The following is a 20714-nucleotide window of genomic DNA, read 5'->3' on the forward strand; positions in this document are numbered from 1 at the left end:
GGACATTTTTAATTTAAAAAGTTTGATTAATAGTTAGACGAAAATGAATTGGTGCTTAATTGAAATTGAAGGAGAAGAACTGTATTATTGAATGTTCTTATGATGTAGGTTTCATTAGGAGTATTTCTTTTGAACACTTTTTTTGAACTTTTTTAATGTAATTTGATAAATTAGTTCGAGTTTTTTTATTAAATTATAGAAATCAGTGTCTAATGTATCTTTGTTTGAAAGAATTTGTATGATACTTTCTTTTTCTTTTTCAAGAGAAGTGTAAGTCATACCATTGAGTAAATTTACATATTTCTTACTTACTTTCATATTTTCTTTAAGTCCTCCAGCATTGTTTAATTACACAATTTCATATAATACACATTATATTTAAAAAAATCTCTATAAAAAGTAAAGTTCTATTATTAAAATTTTTCGGAAAATTTAGCAGGAAAATAAATAAATAGTCCTATAAATTTATAAAAGTTGAGAAAAACAATATTTTATTTGGAAAATGGAAAAAATATATTATCCAAAAAGTTGAATCGAAAAGTTCAATTAATTTACAAATTATCCATAAACGATTGATATGACAAGAATAGTATTTACTTACTAAAAGAATATGAAGTTGTTTAACGAGTAAAAAAACTTATTAGTATAATGTTTTAATGGAAAGTCGATTTTTAACATGTAGAAATAAGAGGGAGAATAAAATGATTTTAAAATATTATTTTATGAAAAATAGTACAACGAAGGCTATGAAAAAAGGTAAGCAAATTTTCGTGAAAGTTTGCTTACCTTTTGGTTGAAACCATATTTATTTCTTTAATTGGCTGGTAAATAAGGTCCGATTATTGTAATTTACTTTCAACTTGTTGACAAACTTCTTCCGCAGTTAAGCCACTAGCTTCAATCACGGATCCTTGTGTTGCAACATTTTGCATTCCCATTACATTTGAATCCATACCTGTTACTACACAGCAATCGCAACCATTTGCATCAGATTCCTGTTTTAATTCAACTACATCATGTCCTGCAGAACGCAGTGCATCTTGAACATTTGTTAAAGATTGTTCTACTCCAATTCTAGCCATAAATAACACCTCCTCAGAATATAAGATTTGCTATTTTAAGGAAAAATATTCTTAGAATAAAGAAGTTTAAGTTTAGAAAAAGTAAATATGGAGGTGTTTTTAATGGGAAAAACTAAAAAAGATCCATCTAGAGTTGGACTAGGTTCATCACATGTACAAGGTCAAGGAACAACTACTTCTGAGACTGGAATCGAAATGTCTTCCTCAAGAAAAAAACAAAAACAATCTTAATTAAACGCTAACCATCTAACTATAAGGTGGTTAGCGTTTTTTTTCGCAATTTTTTGTGGTATTTAACAATACATATTTCAGAGAAAGCATAAAGGACGTGAGTTATTTAAAAGAAATCAACAAAATACTCTAAAGTATTTTAATCTCTTACTTTACCCTTGATCCTGCCTTTCCTCGATCCTACTCTTAATAAAGGCGAGCATCCTTTAACGGAAATCATCATACTTTTTTACATAGCTTTTAAATAAACGCATACAAACATATATTTTAAAGGGATATCCCCTTTATAAAGAGAATAAAGAATTATATTATCAATGATTTTTTTGTCTATTGTTCATTAAAGTTTTTATGTTTTTACAACTTGTCGCTAACGTTATACACTTAATTAGCCATTTTTGATGAAATACATTACATCATCATTTCATTGTAATGTATTTTCTTTGTCGTAACTAATAAATCAATCAGAAAGTAGCTGAAGTGATGAATCATATTGTAAATGGAGATGTTGTAGGAGATAAAATTAAAAAACTAAATGGAAATATTATTGTTTGGAGAGAAATGTACGATTTTGGTCCACTTAATCAGGCATGGTCTTTAGAAGAAACTTATAGAAGAAGAGCGAATTTTTTTGAGAAAAAGCTAAAGATTCCGGCAGAATTTTTTATTAAAAATTGCCAAAAACAATACGAATTATTAAATAACTTATCACGATCTGAGGAAGTTGTATTATGGTTTGAACATGATCGTTACGATCAAACAATGTTCATTTTTTTATTAACACAATTATCTATACTAGGTTTTCAAAAAGTCTCAATGGTAAGCATAAATGAATATAAAGGAATTGAACCTTTTCATGGTTTAGGGCAGTTGACTTCTGAACAATTAATCGAGTTACTTAATATGAAACAAAAAATTTCGAATGAACAAATGAAAGAAGCAATTGCAGGATGGAATGCATATCAATCAGATCATTATGAGGAATTAAATAGATTTATTCAAAATTGTTATACATTGCCTTTATTAAAACAAGCATTAATATGCCATAAAACCTATTTTCCATCTCCAAAGACTGGTTTAAATGAAGTAGAATTTTTAGCTTTATCAATGTTAGATGAGAGTGCGAAATCATTTGCAGAGTTATTCACTAAAGTCTCTAACGAGAGGATAAATGATGGGTTAAGTGATTTATATTTCGCAGCTATTTTAAATGAATTAATGAACGGTGAATATCCTTTAATAAGTAGTAATAAAACGCTACCAAATTATAATCAATATAGCCCTCAAGCAGAGTTGAGTTTAACAAAATGGGGAATGGAAGTATTGAAAGGAAAGTCAAACCGGGTTGATTTAATTGGTATTGACTGGTGGATTGGCGGCATTCACATTTTTGAGAATATTGCTACTTAATTGTTCTCATTAAATAGATAAAAAGGTTATCCTGAGTTTCTACGTACTAGTTTAAAAGAAAATTTCAGGACAAAACCATGAATCGTAAAATAATGATTGAATTTATTGTGGTGCTAAGGAAATGAGGTGGATCAACATGCGCCCAATTTTACTAGGAATATTAGCAGCATTTTTCTTCTCGATTACGTTTATTTTAAACAGATCAATGGAATTATCTGGCGGTAGCTGGATCTGGAGTGCGTCACTAAGGTATTTTTTTATGCTCCCTTTTTTACTTATTATCGTGATCAGTCGTAAAAATCTAACAGAATTATTCGAAGAAATGAAGAGTCAATTAAAACTTTGGATTAGTTGGTCTACAATTGGATTTGGATTATTTTATGCACCGATCTGTTTTGCAGCAGTCTATTCACCTGGATGGCTTATTGCAAGCTCATGGCAAATTACAATTTTATCAGGATCTCTATTAGCGCCTTTGTTCTTCCTTACAGTTCAAACGCCTAATGGACCTCGAAAAATACGTGGGAAAATTCCGTTTAAAGGGTTAGGTATGTCCTTGTTAATCATTTTCGGAATAGTATTAATGCAGACTGAATTAGCTAAAAAACTTACGATTTCAACGGTATTAATAGGCATTATACCGATTATCATTGCCTCTTTTGCATATCCGCTTGGTAATCGAAAAATGATGGAAATTTGTGATGGAAAGTTGGATGTATATCAACGAGTTTTAGGCATGACCATTGCAAGCTTACCATTTTGGATCATTCTGTCGATCTATGGTTTATTTACGGAAGGATTACCAAGTCAGGGACAAATCTCACAATCATTAATTGTAGCTCTTTCTTCAGGAGTAATTGCAACAGTATTATTTTTTCAAGCGACTGACATTGTTCGGGGGAACATGCAAAAATTAGGTGCAGTAGAAGCAACTCAGTCAATGGAAGTTTTATTTACAGTAATAGGCGAGATCTTTTTCTTATCTTCACCTATTCCATCAATCATATCCTGGTTCGGAATGATGATTATCATGATTGGAATGATATTACATAGTTATCTTTCTCAAAAGATAAAGATTGTAAAAGAAAGTAAGGAGACAGTTAACTTGTGATTAGGAATATAAGAGCAGGGAAAAGGAATAGCAGGTCATAAAAGAGTAAATAAAAATATCGTAATTAAAAAAACTGAAAGAAGTTGAGTAACTTGGTTAATAAGCAGATTGAATTAAATAATAGAGTATTCATAGACAATCAGCAGAATGCCATATCAATTTTATCCCCAGATGATTTTAGTTTTAAAGAATGTTTAGTGTTTTTAGCAAGGTCAAATAATGAGGTTCTTCATGCAGTTAAGGAGGACTTTTTTTTTAAGCTTATTAAAATAGATAATGAATTACTATTATTAAAAGTTAGTAGTGAAGATAAGAGAATATTAATTGAGTTTCCTGATCAAAATCCGAGTGAAGTCATTAAGAAAGCTGCAGCACGTTATATTTGGGATTTATTTGATATGGGAAGGGATTTAAGTGGTTTTTATCAACTAAGTAACAATGATCAAATGCTAAAACAGCTAATTCAGCAATATTATGGACTTCGTATAATTGGAATACCAGATTTATTTGAAGCATTCACTTGGGCGATTATGGGCCAACAAATCAATTTAACATTTGCCTTTTCATTGAAAAGAAGCTTTGTAGAAAAATATGGCGAGAGTTTTAAATGGAATGGTGAAGACTTTTGGCTATTTCCGACTCCTGAAGACATTGATGAGCTAGAAGTCTCCGATTTAACAAGTTTAAAATTCACGACTAGGAAGGCTGAATATATAATTGGGATTGCGAAATTAATGAAGGAAGGTTTCATTTCAAAAGAAGGAATAGTATGTCTAGGTTCATATGAGGAAAAATTAAAAAAGCTAATAGAAATTCGCGGTGTAGGAAATTGGACGGCTGATTATGTTCTAATGAAATGCTTAAAGGAGACACGTGCATTTCCGATTGCAGATGTTGGAATACATAATGCCCTTAAGAATCAACTATCATTAGATAAAAAACCTACCATTGAGGAAATTAAGAAATTAGCAACAAAATGGAATGGTTGGGAAGCTTATGTAACCTTTTATTTATGGAGATCATTATATTGATAACCAAAAAATGTCATACTCACATGAATCAGAATCATGATAACTATGCATGTGAAAAAAAGTAAGGGGCTGTCTACATTAAGACGCCCTTTTATTTTTACATTTTAAAAAAGTATAATTTGTAGTAGTGAAGAAAACTTGAAGTAGTTCCCAATTTTAGTTATAAGTACAATAAAGGCCCCAATCTGCGAGTTTTCTATAAACCTAACGCTAAATTCTTTAAAATAATATCTAATTAAAACATGGCATCGCAAAGGCAGAAATTTTAATTTTTAAAGATAATCAATTCTTCAAAGGATTTTTGAATTAAGAAGAGAATAGTATTAATGCGAAAAATATTTAAGCTTTATTAAAAAGGCTGTTATTGGGATAATGAAGCTAAACATCCTTTGTTTAATTGTTAAAGTTTAAAAAAATGCTTTTGTTTAAATGATTAAAAGTAAATATGAGAAAAATGAAGAGGTAAGGATTATGATTAAATTTTTAAAAAGATTATTTAGTAAGGAAACGACAAATCAGCCTATATTACCGATAAAAGAAACTCGCTCTCTTTCGAAAGTGGAAATCGAATTTATAATTGATGAACTTGTGAGTAAGCAAGCTCAATTAATGGATGAGATGAAGAGCAATAAAACAATAAACGATGCAGATATCGAGTTTAATAAATTAATTACAAGTAGATTAACGAATAATTTAAAGTACAGAATACCTTTTTTGGACATTGAATTAGTTTATTTAAATAATGTATTAAAAGGTAAGAAAACGAAATCAATTCAATATAAATTGTTTTACCAAGTTAAGGATACAGACTCAACTGAAATAACGGACATGGTTATTAATAAAGGATATTCATTTGTTCCAACGGTCGGTTATTTAAAAATTGGATAATAAAATACATAAAAATGGGGGCTGTCTCAGCCCCTTTCTTTTGGTAATATACATGATTTAATCATGTCAGTGTGTAGACAAAGTCCTATTTATCTGATTTTCAGACTGATTGATTTAATCATGTATCTTCTCATTTACTGATGAGATAGGGAGGTCATTAACTTCGTATGCAACTCTAATTCCAGATTCAATTGCACCTTGAATCCAACCAGGAGCAGTAGAAGTATGATCTCCTGCGAAATGGACATTTCCTTCTGGAGTGGAAATATAAGGAGCGATTTCAGTTTGTTGATCTGGTTTGTAAATTGCAAAAGCACCACCAGAAAAAGGATTTTTTGCCCAACTGAAAGAATTCCCAGTCATAAACTCATTGTAAATTTCTTTTCCATATATTCTAGATAAATCTTCAAGTGCATTTTCAATTTGTTCCTGTTCAGTTAAGCTATCCCAAATTGTAGCGTTATCTTCCCAGGTGTAGCTTGCCAAAATGACACCGGGACTTTCTGTACCAATAGATTGGCTAGGGAAATATGAGTAACGAACAGGTAAATCTGATATCATTTTTCCGCCAACATATCCTTCTTTTTCCCAAAATCTAGTCTTAAATTGTAAACCTATTTTTGTCGAAGCTACATAGTGCAACTGTCTAATTGCTTTATATTTGTTATAGGAAAATAAATCACGAGGAACTACCTCAACGAAGTTCATTAAAGAAAAGGGTATCGTAATGATTGCTAAATCGCCTGTAATATTGTATTGTTGTGAGGTTTGAGTATCTTCAGTATGGATGGTTACTTGAGAGTCGTTTTGTTCGATTTTTTTCATTTTTAGATTATAATAAATGTTTTCTTGTAACTCTGGCAAAAATGCATATGGTAATTGATCATTTCCACCTTTTATCTCATAAAACTTAAGTCCTGGAGTAAATAAAATCATTACTTCTCGAAGTAAGGCAGTGAATGAGAGCTCCGGAAAACCTTCCAAACCTAGTATTACCTTAATCATATCAATTGCTCCAACTGATAATCTTCTGCCATAAGGATTGTATTTCAAATAATAATCCATAGAGTATCGATCAAGTAATTTAATGACGATTTCCCAATTTTTTTTTGGATTTTGTTTAATAAAGTCAGTTACAGGTTGCATGGCATATTGTGCTAAATATTCAGCAGTTTTACCTTTTTCAGACGGTGATGTGGGGAAGTTAAGAATATCTGGATTTTCTTCATAAATCTTTTGAATTGTTCGTACATTGTTTACATATATAATGTCGTTTGGAGTACTATTAATGAACTCTTCTAATGGAAGGTTAAATTTTTTAATATATTCTAATACTAGCAAATGAATTGAAGGGATTCTCATTGCACCATTTTCCATGTATTGTCCGGCATAAAAAGAACGATTAGTAAAAATCCGACCACCAATTCTATTATTTCCTTCAATAACGGTTACTTGATGACCTGCTCCTTTTAAAAGTGATGCAGTTACCAAGCCGGAAATACCTGCTCCTACAATGATTATATTTTTTGGCTCATGTGTTTTTGGTAGTCCTGTACGAATCGTTTGAAGCATTTGTTCCATTGTTAAAGGACTTTCCATGCTCACAGTCATACAGACGCTCCTCTATTATTAAGACATTCAAGAAATTTTATTCAATAATAGGGAGAGATAGAAGAGATTTTGTGATTTAGTTTTGGATTAACAAAAAAATAGAGCTTGAAGATTCAAGCTCACATTTGACGAAAACTAACTACTTTTTACGTCTAAATAAATTAACGATAAAGACAATGATTGCGATAATTAATACAATATGAATTAATCCGCCAGCGATATGGAATGTAAAATATCCTAAAAACCATAAGATTAAAAGAATAAAAAATAGAATCCACATAATTAATGAACATTCCTTTCTTTTATGACTGTATTATTACGTTGTCCAATTTTTTATTTCATATCCAAGATTACGTTAACAATTAAAAAAGCTGCCATAATTGGCAGCTTTAGACTGTTGATAAACTTTAAATTAAAATTTATCGAAAACAGTGTAAGGCATTTGTCTTTTATGTCTAGATTTATTAAACCATGACTCGATTTTTGCTTGAGCATCACTGCTAATTTCCTTTCCTTCTAAATAGTCATCAATATCATTGTATGTAACACCTAAAGCGACTTCATCAGCTAGTTGAGGACGATCTTCCTCAAGGTCAGCAGTCGGTACTTTTTCATATAATTTTGGTGGGCAATTTAATTCTTGTAATAGCATTTTCCCTTGACGTTTATTAAGACGGAAAATCGGACAAAGATCAGCGCCTCCATCGCCATATTTCGTGTAAAAACCAGTAATTGCTTCGGCAGAGTGATCCGTTCCTAATACAACACAGCCATTCATCGCAGCAATACTATACTGAGCTTTCATTCTTTCACGAGCTTTTTCATTACCCTTTGCAAAATCAGTAAGCTCAATGCCGATGCTTTTTAATGTTTCAACACTAGCATCAACAGCTGCTTTAATATTTACTGTAAATGTCTTCGTTGGTTGAATGAATTTTAAAGCTTCTTGACAATCTTCTTCATCCATTTGGACCCCATAAGGTAATCTAACTGCAATAAATTGATAATTCTTTTCCGATTGCTCACTATTTAATTCATTAATTGCCATTTGCGCAAGTTTGCCTGTTAAAGTGGAATCTTGACCACCTGAAATACCTAATACAAAACCATTTAAGAATGGGTGTTTTTTTAGATAGCTTTTAAGAAAATCGACACTAATTCGAATTTCTTCTTTCGGATCGATAACAGGCTTTACTTTCATTTCTTCAACTATTTCTTTTTGTAAACTGTTCAATCTTCATTCTCCTTTTGATACAGATTGTATTTCTTAATATATGCATAGCAATCCTCAGGTAATAAATATCTTGGCTCTCCGCCTTTTGCAAACTCCTCGCGAATATAAGTTGAGCTAATTTCCATCGCCAATCCTTTATCTATAAGATGGAATCTGAATCCATTATCATTATTTCTTAATAATGGCGAACGAGAAATCGTCTTTAACATATCAATTCCATCGCGAGCCATTACAATAAATTTATTTTCGGAAACTAACTGATCACCGTATTTCCATTTTCCGTCAGCTATGTCCTCAAGAAGATCTGCTCCCATAATGAAATAAACCTCATCATCCTTATACTTCGCTTTAAAATGGTTCATTGTATAGTAAGTAAATACTTCCCAAGCATCTTTGTTCATTTCATAATCGTCTGCAATAAATTTTGAGTTGTTCTTTATTGCCAGTTTTAACATATTCCATCGATGTTCATCTGTATTATGTAATTTTTTATCTCTTCGTTTAGAAGAACAAGGTAAAAATATTACTTTGTCTAATTGGCAACGATGAGCAATCGTACTTGCAGTCCATAAATGAACATTTGTAATCGGATCAAATGAACTGCCATAAATCCCAATTTTAGCCATTTTTCAATTCCTCTGTTTTCTTTCTAGCCTCTGCTATTTTTTCCATTTTGTTATCCCAGCATTTTTGACTTAAATCAACAGGATATTCTTCGGGATTTAAAGCGCGCTTATATTCTTCCCAAAGTAATCCTAAATTTTCTTCGGCAAATGCTTGGATGTCAGTAATCGATGGTAATTTATAGACTAATTCGCCATTTGAAAAAATTTGATGATGAAGTTCTCTAGCCTCAAAATTAGATACAAATTTACTAATATAAGGATGAACTGGGTGGAATAATTTAATTTTTTCCTCTGATTGAGGATTTTCATCTTCAAGCGCAATATAATCCGCTTCTGCGTGATGATTAATCGTATTTATGATTCGATACAATTTCTTTAATCCAGGAGTTGTAACTTTTTCAGGGTTTTGAGAAATTTTTATGGTGTCAACCATATTCCCATTCTCATCTTCAATACTTACTAGTTTATATACAGCACCTAAAGCAGGTTGATCATATGCGGTTATCAGTTTTGTACCAATTCCCCAAGAATCAATCTTCGCACCTTGTGATTTTAAGTTTAAGATTGTATATTCATCTAAATCATTTGAAGCAACGATTTTAGTATTAACGAAGCCTGCAGCGTCAAGCATTTTCCTAGCTTCTTTAGATAAATAGGCTAAGTCACCACTATCAAGTCTTATTGCAGCAAAGTTAATTTTATCACCTAATTCTTTTGCTACTTTAATCGCATTTGGGACTCCGCTTTTTAGCGTATCGTATGTATCGACTAAAAATGTACAGTGATAATGTCGATCCGCATATTTCTTGAATGCGGTGTATTCGTCACGATATGTTTGTACAAGTGCATGAGCATGTGTACCTGAAACTGGTATATTAAATAATTTGCCAGCACGAACATTACTAGTCGCATGAAATCCACCAATAATTGCGGCTCTAGCACCCCAAATTGCAGCATCAAATTCTTGAGCACGTCTTGTACCGAATTCCATAAGCGTATCATTACCAACGATATGTTTAATACGTGAAGCTTTCGTTGCTATTAATGTTTGATAATTTATTATGTTTAATAAAGCAGTTTCAATTAATTGTGCTTCAAGTAATGGAGCTTCAATTCTCAAAATTGGTTCGTTTCCAAAAACTAATTCGCCTTCTTGGATTGCACGGACCGAACCAGTGAATCGTACTCCAGATAAATATTGAATAAAATCATCTTCATACCCTAACTCTTCTTTTAAATATTCCAGATCTGTACTACTAAATTTAAAGTTTTGGAGATAATTGATTACTTTTTCTAAACCTGCAAATATGGCGTACCCATTACCGAATGGGAGCTTTCGGAAGTATAATTCAAAAATGGCAGTTTTATTATGGATATTGTCTCCCCAATACGTTTCTGCCATATTAATTTGATATAGGTCAGTATGTAGTGCAAAGCTATCATCTTGAAAGTTGTAATTCATCTTATTTCCGCCCCTAAAGTATTTTTAAAATGACTTAGTGCCCATTCATGTCCAGCTTCGTTAAAGCTAGCAACAGCCTTTTGATGAATGACTAGTTTATAACCTTTATTATAAGCATCGACTGCTGTATGTAATACACAAATATCAGTACATACACCAATTAAATGAAGCTCATTAATTCCACGTTCATTTAGTTTAATTTCGAGATCTGTTCCTGCAAAAGCAGAATAGCGGGTCTTATCAATCCATTGAACGGTTGAATCATTCTTCACTGAATTGTATAAATTCTGTAATCCACCATATAAATCTCTTCCCTTAGTATGTCTAATATTGTGAGGAGGGAATAATTTTGTCTCGGGATGATAAGGATCATTCTCATCATGGACGTCTATTGCAAATACAATAAAATCTTGATTTTTAATAAATTCTTTTGTTAATTGCATAATATTATGTTCAATTTCTTGAGCTGGTTTACCACAAGTTAATGAACCTGCATCTGCTACAAAATCATTCGTATAATCAATAATAATAAGCGCTTTTTTATCCACTTTCTAATCACCCCTAGTAATTATGAATGTTAATTCTTTCACAAAATAGGTTAAAACAAATTAATTTTTCAACTACAATATCATTATAAGTGAAAACCTATATTTTGGAAATTTAATAAATCTGGTTAATTAGATTATTTCCCTTTTCGTATTTATTGTTGCTTTATGGAGGAATTTTTGGAAATGTATCGAACTAACTAAGGATATATTCGATCGTTCGTTGGAGGGATTTGTTTGGAAGCAGTTCGTGCAAATTTAGAGCATATTTTAGAAGTGGCAACATTGTTTAATCAATACAGAATGTTTTATAAACAAGAAAGTAATTTAAATGGTGCAATTGAATTTATTACAGAGAGAATCAAAAAGAAAGATTCAATTATTTTTGTTGTTAAAGATGAAGATAAATATTTAGGGTTTACTCAGTTATATCCCTCTTTTTCTTCTGTATCGATGAAGAGGTTATGGATATTAAATGATTTATATGTAACTGAAGCTGCAAGACAAAAAGGAGTAGCTCAAATGCTGCTAGATACTGCAAAGAAATTTGCAATTGAATCAAAAGCAAAGTCATTAGACTTACAAACTGCTATTGATAATAAATCAGCTCAAGCTCTATATGAAAAAAATGGCTATCAAGTTGATAAAGAATTTTTTTCTTATTCATTAAATTTAGAAAATCTAAAATAAAACTCGTTTAGATTAAAGCGATTTACAAAAGCATTTAATCGTTCTTAAGTCCACCTTTTAAAGGTGGATTCAGACTGCCCGCCAATCGCTCGCTTTCTTCGTTACTTCGCCTGTCTGCGGTGCTCATTACCGTTAAGGGTAACTCCGCTCCTCGCCAGGCTTCGCGCCTCGAAAGACAAGCGTTTTCAATCAGTCTGAAAATCAGATAAATAGGACTTTGTCTACACACTGAGTCCACCTTTTAATGGTGGACTTTTTTACGTTAAGAAAGTTGGCAGCTATTTAGAAAACTCGACGTAGTTGGCGGAATTAAGTATAAGTGCAACTAAGTCACTGTCTTCGCCTCAGGCTCGGCTTTTTCAAAATGATGAAATTTAAATAGTAACAGGAAAAAGTAGATAAATGGTGAATATGTAAAGGTTGAAAAAAAGGAGGGGTTTTATGTCAAATTTATTTAAAAGAATTGATACTGTTTTCCTACAAGTAACTGATTTTGAGAATGCAGTAGAGTGGTATTGTTCAGTATTAGGCTTTACGGTTAGATGGAATGATGTAACAAATGGATATGCAACTTTAAATATAGGAGAAACTCCATTAACACTCGTTAGAAAGAACGAACAAGAAGTAGGTCATACCAATAAGCATATGCAATTTAATTTTTATACTTCTGATATAGAGAAAGCATATCAACATCTCGTTCAACATGATGTAAAAGTAGAGAAAGTAAACCAAGATGGAACGTTTAAATGGTTCGAGTTTTATGATTTAGATGGTAATCGATTAGGTGTATGTTCTTTTCCTGAATAATGATCATTTTAGAAGAAAGGTTCAAAAATGAATAAAAAAATAATTACACTAATTCTAATTTTTGTATCGATTGTCAGCATATTTACTTACATATCAATAAATTTTAATACAAAAGAAAAAGCCATAAAATTTGCAATTCATAAAGATTTACCTGAATTAAAGAAAGAAAATTACCAATTAGTGAATATCCCAAACAGTCATTACACTCTATGTATAACCAATGTTCCACATAGTATTTATATATATAAAACTACAACATTTTTAACAGTGAATTATGCAACGATTTCAGGAGCTGCACATTTGTACGCTGGCGATGGAAAAGCAATGCATTTTTTAAATGATAAATTAATCTATGGTTTTGATATGGATCGACCAATTGGTAAAGGAATCTATATAGACAATAAAAAAATGAATGTAGTACAACTAAATAAGTATTTTACAAAAAGTAAATATCAAATGAATTATAAAAATTTAGCTTTCTATTATCCAAACAAACCGATGAATACTACTAAAAATAGTTTTGGTTTTACAGAAGTAACCTATCGTTAAATAGGTTTACATTTTATATCAGTCCGAAATATATGTTATTTGTCTACAGCAAAGTATTAATTTTAGTAAGGTCCTAAGGAGGTTGAGAATGTGTTCGATCAATCTTATTTTGAATGTCGTGTAGAATGGGGAAAAAGAGGTGCTCGAGAAGCAGCGGAGCGAGGCGATATTACAATTGTTGTTGATATTCTTAGCTTTTCATCAACTGTTGTATCCGCAATTAGTCAGGATGCACTTATCTACCCATATCCACCAAATTTAGATGGAAAAGCTTATGCAGAAAAAATTGGTGCAGAGTATATATTAGGTAGAAATGAAGCAGCTGTAATAGGGAAGGCCACTCTTTCACCAGTTTCTTTTAATCAAAGTCATGCAAATAATAAGTACGTCTTATGTTCACTAAATGGAGCATTTTGCTCTTGGATTGCTTCAAAAGTGCCTGCACTATTAATTGGTTCTTTCCTAAACGCTTCATCAGTTGCAGCCTATGCTAATCGTCTAAGAAAAGAATTAAATGCAAATATCACAGTTATTCCTTGCGGTGAGGTTTGGAACGAAATTCAAGAAAACGAAGATGCATTACGACCTTCGATTGAAGATTATTTAGGTGCAGGAGCAATTTTGAATGAATTAGAGGGAACAAAATCACCAGAAGTGGAAGTTTGTTTAGGAGCATTTCTTTATTCTAAACATAAAATAAAAGAGCTAATTTGGGAATGTGGAAGCGGACGAGAGCTTAGAATGAAAGGTTTTAAAGAGGATGTTAAGCATTGTAGTCAAATCAATCGATTTAATGTAGTCCCAGTTTTGCAGAATAATTGTTTTGTTGATGCATTAAAAATAGAAAAAGGATGAATTCACTAATTCATCTATTCTCAGTGTGTTGAAATATAGTATGTTCAATATGAAAAAGGTCATTAATTGAAAACTATAGATGATAAAGTTAGTATTTTTAAACGTTCTATTAATGAATAATGGAAGATGCTTTTTTTGAATTTGTCGTTCAAACAAATTAATAAATTCTTCTAAGTAAAGGATATATAAATTTTTATTTAATGAATACTTTTATTAATGAGTAAGTTGATTGGAACGAAAGGGTGCTCGACTCCTATGGTAAAGGCAGGGAAAACAGGAAAAGTAGGTAAAGCAGATAAGAAATATATTATATATAGGAATTAAATAAAATACTCTAAAGTCTTTTAATATCTTTTCTTTTCACTTTCCCCTTGATCCTGCCTTTCCTTTTTCCTGCTCTTAAGCATGCATCCTGTAGTGGAAATGAACATCGCTCAACTTCCTTTACGAAAATTTGGTAATTGTTTTTCAACAGGTGAAAAAGGATGAATTTACTATTCATCCTTTTTATTATTCTAACGGTTAAAAATAGAGTAGGAACTAACATTCTTTATTAGAACTTTAGCATTTTTGCCATCCAAATTAGAAATCCACAGATTACCTATTACATCCAGCTCACCTTTTCTTAACCATGTTATTTTATTCGTAGATTTGGAGTAAATAGGATTATAATCACCCTTTCCGGTAGGTGGACTTGTAATTTTTAACTGTTTATGATCATGAAGATTGATTCGATTTAAAGATGGTTTCGGACGTTTTTTTTCATCATTAGACCACTCACTTTCTTTTACCCTTGAAACAACGATTGATGAATCATCACACCAAGTAAATGCTAATTCAGCATATTTGGGTGGAGTTAAATTTGTTGATGTAAAAGCAGGCATTTCGGTGATTTTCATCTTTTTATTTTTATATCCGAAAACTAATCTTCCTCCGCCTGCTATGTATCCTAAAATATTTTTGGTTTGAGCCCATTTCGGATCATCTAAATTTAAAATAATTTCATCCTGAACTTCAAAAACCTTACCATCTGACGAAATAATACAAAGCATATCACTATCCATTGACCAAGAAGCTGTAGGGTTTACGATAAATGAAATCCACTTTTGATCAGGTGAAAATTGAAAGGATCTTGCATTAATAGATGGAATTGAAGTATTTCCTTTTGTTAAAGTTTTTGGAACAACGAAAAACTGCTTCACATGATTCGTTAAACCGGGAATTTTTTTTAAGTCATTTGGTAGAGTGATCTTATACAAAACAGGGTTTGTCCAACCGTCCGGATTAAGTGATGCAGCGGAAGAAGCGATAAAGCCTTGTCCATTAGGAAACCAATTATAGTCGTCTACGCCTAATGCAACATTATAAAAGTTTTTAAAATCGGAAACATTCAACACGCCACTATCTTGAAATGCAATAATATTTTTAGTCGGTGACCATTTCGGATTATTGCCATCATTAAATATTTTTTGTTCTTTTTTAGTTTTTAAATTATATATCCAAATTTCAGAACGAGTAGGATAAGAAGCGGTAGGACCTGTTGGTATTTCTTTTTCGTACATTAAATAACTACCATCATAAGACCATTGTGGTGCATTCAGGTATACACTTCTTACTTTGGTAATCTTTGTTTCTTTATTGTTTATTTTTATCCATACGTATCCATCGCGTACAAAAGCAATTCTTAATGGTTTTTCTGTCGTTTCGGCGTGTGTAAAGCTAGGAACAATAAAACTGAAAATAATGAGGATGATTAAAAAGATTTTTCGATTCACAAAATCACTCCGTTCTTTAAATTTGTTTTATTTTTCCCAAGTAACTAAGTTTGAAACGTAATTAATAAATAGAGAATCGATTTTTAGGTAGGAAAAGCATTCAAGTTAACGAATAGAAAAGTAAAAAGGGAAGGGGATAATAAATGGAGAAATGGATTGGCGCTTCTGGTGTTTGTATTAATCGAAATGCTCAAATTTTAATGGTGCTCCAAGGTAAACCTGAGGAAAAGAAGGTTTGGTCGGTACCATCTGGTGGTTTAGAAAAAAATGAAACGATTGAAGAGTGCTGTATTCGAGAAATTTTTGAGGAAACAGGATATGAAGCTGAAATTGTTAAACGATTGTTTGTAAAAGAAGGAGTTTCATATGGTTTTGAAGTAGAAGTACACTATTTTGAAGTTAAAGTCGTAGGTGGTAACGCAAAAATACAAGATCCTGATCAGTTGATTTATGATATAGCATGGAAATCTGCTGATGAAATAAAGGATTTAGAGCTTTCTTTTCCTGAAGATCGCAATTTACTAATAGAGCTAATAAATAAAAAAATGGTTTTTTAATTTAATAGCTAGAAAGGTAGGTTAATAAGGAGTGGACAGAAAATTGTTCCATACTTTTACCCCTACCTTCTTAAACAAAGCTTTTCTGTTTAATATTTTTCTACCGTAGCAATATAAGGAAGATTACGATATTGCTGTGCATAATCAATTCCGTAACCGACAATAAACTCATCTGGAATAACGAACCCTACATAGTCTACAGGTAAATCGATTTTTCTTCTTTCTGGCTTATCTAATAATGTACAAATCTTAATTGATTTTGGCTTATGCATGTCTAGATGGTCGCGCAGAAAATGCAATGTTAGACCACTATCAATAATATCCTCAATTATCACAACATTTTTATCTGTGATATTCTCGTCTAAATCTTTTAGTAGTTTAACTTTACCAGTGGATTCAGTTTGGTTGCTATAGCTAGATACAGAAATAAAATCCACATTAATGTCGTTCTTCATTTCACGAATTAAATCAGCTGCAAACACAAATGAGCCTTTTAATACTACCACTAAGATAAGTGGTTCATTGTTAAAGTCATTTTCGATTTGTTTAGCGAGTTCTTTTACTCTTGTTTTTAAATCAGATTCTGAAATTAAAGTATCCTTAATTCTATATGACATGAAAATTACCCTCTTTACATATTTTTCCTATTTGAATGAATTGATTTAATTAGCATTCATCATTATGTCCATTTTAACAATATTTACTAAATAGTAGAATTAAAAAGTAAATATCATGAACAGTCTTCAATTTGGTAATAATAGCCATATAACAAATTTGGAGGTTTTCAAATGAATGAAAAGATTGATTATAATGGTTTACCTAAACACTCAAAGCCATTATGGAGAAGTGGACTAAATATTCCTTCGTTCGAACCATATAATGATGATGGAGAATTTGACGTTGTAATCGTTGGGGCTGGTATTACTGGAATTTCAACCGCATATTTTTTAACTCAAGCTGGTATGAAGGTTGCTTTACTTGAAGCGAATAAAATCATTAATGGAACTACTGGCCATACTACAGCAAAAGTAACGGCACAGCATGATTTAATTTATGATGAGCTAATTCAGCACTTCGGATTGGAAAAGACAAAAATCTTTTATCACTCTACTAAAAATGCAATGGATTTTATTAAGAAATACTGTAATGATAATCAATTAGATTGTAATTTTGAGATTCAAGATGCAACCATTTATACAAATTCAGATGAATATGTAAGTAAACTTCATAAAGAATTAAAGGCATATGAATTATTAGGAATTGAATCATTCGGAGATGAAAAAATATTACTTCCAGTTGATAGTAAATTTTCAATCACAATGAAGAATCAAGCACAGTTTCATCCTTTGAAATATTTGATTCATTTATTAAAAGAATCAGTCGAAAAAGGATTAAAAGTATATGAAGAAACTGTTGTGATTGACGTTGAAACTGGCGATCGTCCAGTTGTAGTAACGCAAAGTGGACGAAAAATTAAATGTAAGCACGTTGTAAGTGCATCTCATTTTCCTTTTTATGATGGAAATCAATTCTTTTTTACAAAATTGCATGCAGATCGTTCATATGTATTAGCTGCAAAGGTAAAAACAGCATTTCCTGGAGGAATGTATATAAGTGCGGAAGATCCAAAACGGTCATTAAGATCGATTAAATATAATAACGAAGAATTAGTTTTAATTGGTGGAGAGAGTCACAAAACTGGTGTAGAAACTCGTACAATGAGCTTTTATGAAAATTTAAAGCAATTTGGAGAAGAGACTTTTGGAATAGAAGATGTAAAATTTAGATGGTCTACCCAAGATTTAATTACTTTAGATAACTTACCTTATATCGGCAGATTGTCATCGAAAAACCAAAATATATATGTAGCAACAGGTTTCCGTAAATGGGGCATGACAAGTGGAACAGTTTCTGCACAATTAATTAGTAATTTAATTCTAGAAAAAGAAGCTGTAGATGCTGATCTTTTTACTCCCTCAAGATTTCAAGCTGACCCAAGTATTAAGCATTTCTTAATGCAAAATCTTGATGTCGCTAAACATTTAATTGAAGGGAAATTAGAACCTGTTTCTAGAAAAATAGAAGAATTATACAATGATGAAGGTTCAGTAGTTACATTAGATGGAAAAAGAGTTGGAGCTTATAAAGATGTAAATGGAAAAGTACATTGTGTTGACACAACTTGTACTCATTTAGGGTGCGAGGTCGAGTGGAACAATGGAGAAAAATCATGGGATTGTCCTTGTCATGGATCAAGGTTTTCAATTTATGGTGAAGTTTTAGAAGGTCCAGCCGATCAACCGTTAAAACAGGTTTTTGTTCAATAAAAATAGTGATATTCCAAATTTAAATAATATAAAAGGCTGCTATTGAATATTTGGCAGCCTTTTTTGTAGTTTTTTATTATATTCCATTACGAAACAATCTCTATATTCACCCTCATGTAATTCATGGTTTGGAAGCAATCTTGTCTTTATAAACCCACACTTTTCATAACATTTAATTGCACGGATATTCCATGTTTGTGGATCTACTACTACTTTATCTGCATGTTTATTATTCACTAAATAATCTACCATTGATGATACGAGTATGTTACCAATCCCTCGATTCCAATGATTAATCTCTCCAATAAATTGATCCATTCCATAGATTAGTTCAGTAGAATCGCTTAATCCATATTCACTTTTTGACTCAGAATCCAATTGATAATATTGAATATAACCAATTTCATTATTCTCATAAATTACAATGCCCATTTGAATCGAAGGATCTTTACTAAAAAAAACATTTTGAACTTTTTCATTGTCAAATGGATTATCTCTACCTTCATAATACTGGAGGACATTAGGATCTGAGAGCCATTTTGATAAAAGGGGAATATCATTCTCTTCTAATTGACGAACCATAAGCTTATTATTTTTTAAAATCAATGTTAATCCTCCTTAAATAGAAATGAAAGAAAGTTTAAAATTTATGTAGGTTTTAAGCAAATCATAGCACTATTTTGAAAAAATTAATGAACATTTCTTCTTATGTATTCTTTTGTTTGATAAGCACTGTTTAAAAAGAAGATTGATTTCCGTTCCAGGATGCTCGCTTTCCATGGGGCGTGAGCTGAGCCTCCTCGGCAAGGCTGCGGGGTCTCACCCTTCCCGCTACTTCCCATAGGAGTCTCACACCTTCCACTCCAATCAATGTCTTTTAATATCTATACTTAAATTTTATTTAATCTTTTTCCAAAATGTGTTTTTTTTTGAGTATCAACAATTATCATTAACAAAGCATTTAAGTATTAAAATAATAATACTTATTCGAATAAGAAACTAACAAGAATCTATTTTGAATTTATAGACGCTCATTCATTTTATATTGAAGACACTTCTGGCAATATTGTCGAAATTATTTCAAGACACTCAGTTTCACCATCATCAGACATATCTTTTTCAATTGACTCCATTATTAATATTGGTGAAATCAATCTAACTACGGCTGAAATAATTAAAGGCGGTAAACTACTAATCTCGAATGGTATTCTAGCAAGGGATAATAAAGAAGTTCAAAATACCTTAAACTTTATGAGAGCTGAATGCTGTTTTTTATTGTTAGGACCACCAAAGCGAAAATGGCCTATTTTCAACTAAGGAAGCTGAAATATTTCCAGTTATCATTACTGTTGATAATAAAATGATGATAGAAGTAAACGATCGTGGAGAGGTAAAAGTTATTGGGACAACGAAGTAATTTAAAGTAAATTCGTAAGGGAAAGTGGGGAGAAGCGATGATAAAAAGTATCTAGGAAACTCATTTAAAAGTTAGAAACTTAGAAGAATCAATTTTGTTTTATGAAAAGCTGGATCTTAAATTAGCCCATAAAATTGAAGAAAGGAAGGTAGCATTCTTTTTCATTGGTGAAAATCGACAAATGCTTGGACTATGGGAAGTTACAGATGGAGAAGAATTTCATAAAGGGCATTTTGCTTTTGGAGTTAGTCTAAAAGAACTTGAGAAAAGTATTGGTTGGTTAAAAGAAAGAGGGATCCAACCTACTGAAAACTTTTTTGGACTAAATCCAATCGAACCAGTTGTACATACATGGATGCCAGCAGCAAGCGTTTATTTCCGTGATCCAGATGGGAATAGTCTAGAGTTTATTACATTGCTCGATGGAGAACCAGTAAAAACAAATGAAATTCTCTATTTAAGTGATTGGAGAAAAAAATATCAAAAATAACTAGCTCTTTTGGAAAGAA

23 protein-coding genes and 1 pseudogene are annotated in these 20714 nt (G+C 31.5%); 13 read left to right on the plus strand and 11 right to left on the minus strand.

The features are described 5' to 3' along the window. Nucleotides 1-114: 114 nt before the first annotated feature. Both B7R67_RS12545 and B7R67_RS12550 read right to left on the minus strand, forming a co-directional pair. Nucleotides 115-318: a hypothetical protein gene (locus B7R67_RS12545; protein ID WP_088070918.1), complete on the minus strand. Its 204-nt coding sequence runs from the start codon at nt 316-318 to the stop codon at nt 115-117. A 521-nt stretch (nt 319-839) separates the two neighbouring features. Then, the gene (locus B7R67_RS12550) at nt 840-1082 is read right to left on the minus strand and encodes a YkuS family protein (RefSeq protein ID WP_088070920.1); all 243 of its coding nucleotides are present in this window, start codon (nt 1080-1082) and stop codon (nt 840-842) included. Between the two features lie 102 nt (nt 1083-1184). On the opposite strand from B7R67_RS12550, the gene B7R67_RS12555 reads away from it, so the two are divergent. The 5 genes from B7R67_RS12555 (at nt 1185) to B7R67_RS12575 (ending at nt 5750) form a co-directional block, all read left to right on the plus strand. Further along, nucleotides 1185-1313: a YuzL family protein gene (locus tag B7R67_RS12555; protein WP_088070922.1), complete on the plus strand. Its 129-nt coding sequence runs from the start codon at nt 1185-1187 to the stop codon at nt 1311-1313. A gap of 480 nt (nt 1314-1793) precedes the next feature. Then, the gene (locus tag B7R67_RS12560) at nt 1794-2720 is read left to right on the plus strand and encodes a DUF1835 domain-containing protein (protein WP_088070924.1); all 927 of its coding nucleotides are present in this window, start codon (nt 1794-1796) and stop codon (nt 2718-2720) included. Between the two features lie 136 nt (nt 2721-2856). After that, nucleotides 2857-3831 carry a DMT family transporter gene (locus B7R67_RS12565; RefSeq protein ID WP_088070926.1) on the plus strand — a complete coding sequence of 325 codons (975 nt, stop codon included), beginning with the start codon at nt 2857-2859 and terminating at the stop codon, nt 3829-3831. A 92-nt stretch (nt 3832-3923) separates the two neighbouring features. Beyond that, nucleotides 3924-4862, plus strand: coding sequence for a DNA-3-methyladenine glycosylase family protein (locus B7R67_RS12570; protein ID WP_235822150.1), 939 nt, complete (start codon nt 3924-3926; stop codon nt 4860-4862). A gap of 471 nt (nt 4863-5333) precedes the next feature. Next, a complete protein-coding gene (locus B7R67_RS12575) occupies nt 5334-5750 on the plus strand; it encodes a hypothetical protein (RefSeq protein WP_088070927.1) in 417 nt (138 codons plus the stop codon). Nucleotides 5751-5864: 114 nt separating this feature from the next. Here the strand turns inward: B7R67_RS12575 and B7R67_RS12580 are convergent, their stop codons facing one another. The 6 genes from B7R67_RS12580 to B7R67_RS12600 all read right to left on the minus strand — a co-directional run bounded on the left by B7R67_RS12580 (nt 5865) and on the right by B7R67_RS12600 (nt 11231). Beyond that, complete coding sequence (locus B7R67_RS12580; RefSeq protein ID WP_235822151.1) at nt 5865-7361, minus strand: flavin monoamine oxidase family protein; 1497 nt, start codon at nt 7359-7361, stop codon at nt 5865-5867. Nucleotides 7362-7500: 139 nt separating this feature from the next. After that, nucleotides 7501-7641: a lmo0937 family membrane protein gene (locus tag B7R67_RS21905; RefSeq protein WP_208615652.1), complete on the minus strand. Its 141-nt coding sequence runs from the start codon at nt 7639-7641 to the stop codon at nt 7501-7503. 132 nt (nt 7642-7773) lie between these two features. Continuing rightward, a complete protein-coding gene (nadE, locus tag B7R67_RS12585; RefSeq protein WP_088070929.1) occupies nt 7774-8595 on the minus strand; it encodes an ammonia-dependent NAD(+) synthetase in 822 nt (273 codons plus the stop codon). Then, the gene (gene nadD / locus B7R67_RS12590; RefSeq protein WP_088070931.1) at nt 8592-9221 is read right to left on the minus strand and encodes a nicotinate-nucleotide adenylyltransferase; all 630 of its coding nucleotides are present in this window, start codon (nt 9219-9221) and stop codon (nt 8592-8594) included. The genes nadE and nadD overlap by 4 nt, the downstream gene beginning before the upstream one ends. Next, nucleotides 9214-10683, minus strand: a complete 1470-nt coding sequence (locus tag B7R67_RS12595; RefSeq protein ID WP_088070933.1) for a nicotinate phosphoribosyltransferase — start codon at nt 10681-10683, stop codon at nt 9214-9216. The genes nadD and B7R67_RS12595 overlap by 8 nt, the downstream gene beginning before the upstream one ends. Beyond that, nucleotides 10680-11231 carry a cysteine hydrolase family protein gene (locus B7R67_RS12600; RefSeq protein WP_088070934.1) on the minus strand — a complete coding sequence of 184 codons (552 nt, stop codon included), beginning with the start codon at nt 11229-11231 and terminating at the stop codon, nt 10680-10682. Before B7R67_RS12600 ends, B7R67_RS12595 begins: the two co-directional genes overlap by 4 nt. Nucleotides 11232-11465: 234 nt before the next feature. Between B7R67_RS12600 and B7R67_RS12605 the strand changes: the two genes are divergently transcribed. From B7R67_RS12605 to B7R67_RS12625, 4 genes are all read left to right on the plus strand, one after another. Further along, a complete protein-coding gene (locus B7R67_RS12605) occupies nt 11466-11918 on the plus strand; it encodes a GNAT family N-acetyltransferase (RefSeq protein ID WP_088070936.1) in 453 nt (150 codons plus the stop codon). 441 nt (nt 11919-12359) lie between these two features. Next, nucleotides 12360-12725 carry a VOC family protein gene (locus B7R67_RS12615; protein WP_088070940.1) on the plus strand — a complete coding sequence of 122 codons (366 nt, stop codon included), beginning with the start codon at nt 12360-12362 and terminating at the stop codon, nt 12723-12725. A gap of 27 nt (nt 12726-12752) precedes the next feature. Next, nucleotides 12753-13274 (plus strand): hypothetical protein, encoded by a 522-nt coding sequence (locus B7R67_RS12620; protein ID WP_088070942.1) that lies wholly within the window; start codon nt 12753-12755, stop codon nt 13272-13274. Nucleotides 13275-13364: 90 nt separating this feature from the next. After that, nucleotides 13365-14129: a 2-phosphosulfolactate phosphatase gene (locus B7R67_RS12625; protein WP_088070944.1), complete on the plus strand. Its 765-nt coding sequence runs from the start codon at nt 13365-13367 to the stop codon at nt 14127-14129. Nucleotides 14130-14644: 515 nt separating this feature from the next. Here the strand turns inward: B7R67_RS12625 and B7R67_RS12630 are convergent. Continuing rightward, nucleotides 14645-15904, minus strand: a complete 1260-nt coding sequence (locus B7R67_RS12630; RefSeq protein ID WP_088070946.1) for a TolB family protein — start codon at nt 15902-15904, stop codon at nt 14645-14647. Nucleotides 15905-16047: 143 nt separating this feature from the next. Here B7R67_RS12630 and B7R67_RS12635 point away from each other — a divergent pair, with 143 nt between their 5' ends. Further along, nucleotides 16048-16461: an NUDIX hydrolase gene (locus B7R67_RS12635; protein ID WP_088070948.1), complete on the plus strand. Its 414-nt coding sequence runs from the start codon at nt 16048-16050 to the stop codon at nt 16459-16461. Nucleotides 16462-16550: 89 nt separating this feature from the next. On the opposite strand, the gene hpt is transcribed toward B7R67_RS12635, so the two are convergent. Continuing rightward, nucleotides 16551-17078 carry a hypoxanthine phosphoribosyltransferase gene (gene hpt, locus B7R67_RS12640; RefSeq protein WP_088070949.1) on the minus strand — a complete coding sequence of 176 codons (528 nt, stop codon included), beginning with the start codon at nt 17076-17078 and terminating at the stop codon, nt 16551-16553. A 171-nt stretch (nt 17079-17249) separates the two neighbouring features. Between hpt and B7R67_RS12645 the strand changes: the two genes are divergently transcribed. Next, nucleotides 17250-18788, plus strand: coding sequence for an FAD-dependent oxidoreductase (locus tag B7R67_RS12645; RefSeq protein WP_088070951.1), 1539 nt, complete (start codon nt 17250-17252; stop codon nt 18786-18788). Nucleotides 18789-18827: 39 nt separating this feature from the next. On the opposite strand, the gene B7R67_RS12650 is transcribed toward B7R67_RS12645, so the two are convergent. Continuing rightward, a complete protein-coding gene (locus B7R67_RS12650; protein WP_235822153.1) occupies nt 18828-19394 on the minus strand; it encodes a GNAT family N-acetyltransferase in 567 nt (188 codons plus the stop codon). Between the two features lie 543 nt (nt 19395-19937). Between B7R67_RS12650 and B7R67_RS22855 the strand changes: the two genes are divergently transcribed. Next, on the plus strand, nt 19938-20105 hold the full coding sequence (locus B7R67_RS22855; RefSeq protein WP_407920397.1) for a hypothetical protein: 168 nt from the start codon (nt 19938-19940) through the stop codon (nt 20103-20105). Between the two features lie 182 nt (nt 20106-20287). Next, nucleotides 20288-20695: pseudogene (locus B7R67_RS12655) on the plus strand (VOC family protein); the annotation flags it as partial. Between the last annotated feature and the right edge of the window lie 19 nt (nt 20696-20714).

Origin of the sequence: Gottfriedia luciferensis (assembly GCF_002156865.1) — a bacterium.
In the GTDB taxonomy this organism is placed as follows: domain Bacteria; phylum Bacillota; class Bacilli; order Bacillales; family Bacillaceae_G; genus Gottfriedia; species Gottfriedia luciferensis.

Bases quoted from the DNA above. Each gene is read 5' to 3' on its own strand.
- B7R67_RS12595 (WP_088070933.1), bottom strand. From the start codon at position 10,683: ATGAATTACAACTTTCAAGATGATAGCTTTGCACTACATACTGACCTA.
- B7R67_RS12560 (WP_088070924.1), top strand. From the start codon at position 1,794: ATGAATCATATTGTAAATGGAGATGTTGTAGGAGATAAAATTAAAAAA.
- nadD (WP_088070931.1), bottom strand. From the start codon at position 9,221: ATGGCTAAAATTGGGATTTATGGCAGTTCATTTGATCCGATTACAAAT.
- B7R67_RS12580 (WP_235822151.1), bottom strand. From the start codon at position 7,361: ATGACTGTGAGCATGGAAAGTCCTTTAACAATGGAACAAATGCTTCAA.
- B7R67_RS21905 (WP_208615652.1), bottom strand. From the start codon at position 7,641: ATGTGGATTCTATTTTTTATTCTTTTAATCTTATGGTTTTTAGGATAT.
- B7R67_RS12645 (WP_088070951.1), top strand. From the start codon at position 17,250: ATGAATGAAAAGATTGATTATAATGGTTTACCTAAACACTCAAAGCCA.
- B7R67_RS12615 (WP_088070940.1), top strand. From the start codon at position 12,360: ATGTCAAATTTATTTAAAAGAATTGATACTGTTTTCCTACAAGTAACT.
- B7R67_RS12620 (WP_088070942.1), top strand. From the start codon at position 12,753: ATGAATAAAAAAATAATTACACTAATTCTAATTTTTGTATCGATTGTC.
- B7R67_RS12550 (WP_088070920.1), bottom strand. From the start codon at position 1,082: ATGGCTAGAATTGGAGTAGAACAATCTTTAACAAATGTTCAAGATGCA.
- hpt (WP_088070949.1), bottom strand. From the start codon at position 17,078: ATGTCATATAGAATTAAGGATACTTTAATTTCAGAATCTGATTTAAAA.
- B7R67_RS12635 (WP_088070948.1), top strand. From the start codon at position 16,048: ATGGAGAAATGGATTGGCGCTTCTGGTGTTTGTATTAATCGAAATGCT.
- B7R67_RS12555 (WP_088070922.1), top strand. From the start codon at position 1,185: ATGGGAAAAACTAAAAAAGATCCATCTAGAGTTGGACTAGGTTCATCA.
- B7R67_RS12565 (WP_088070926.1), top strand. From the start codon at position 2,857: ATGCGCCCAATTTTACTAGGAATATTAGCAGCATTTTTCTTCTCGATT.
- B7R67_RS12545 (WP_088070918.1), bottom strand. From the start codon at position 318: ATGAAAGTAAGTAAGAAATATGTAAATTTACTCAATGGTATGACTTAC.
- B7R67_RS12575 (WP_088070927.1), top strand. From the start codon at position 5,334: ATGATTAAATTTTTAAAAAGATTATTTAGTAAGGAAACGACAAATCAG.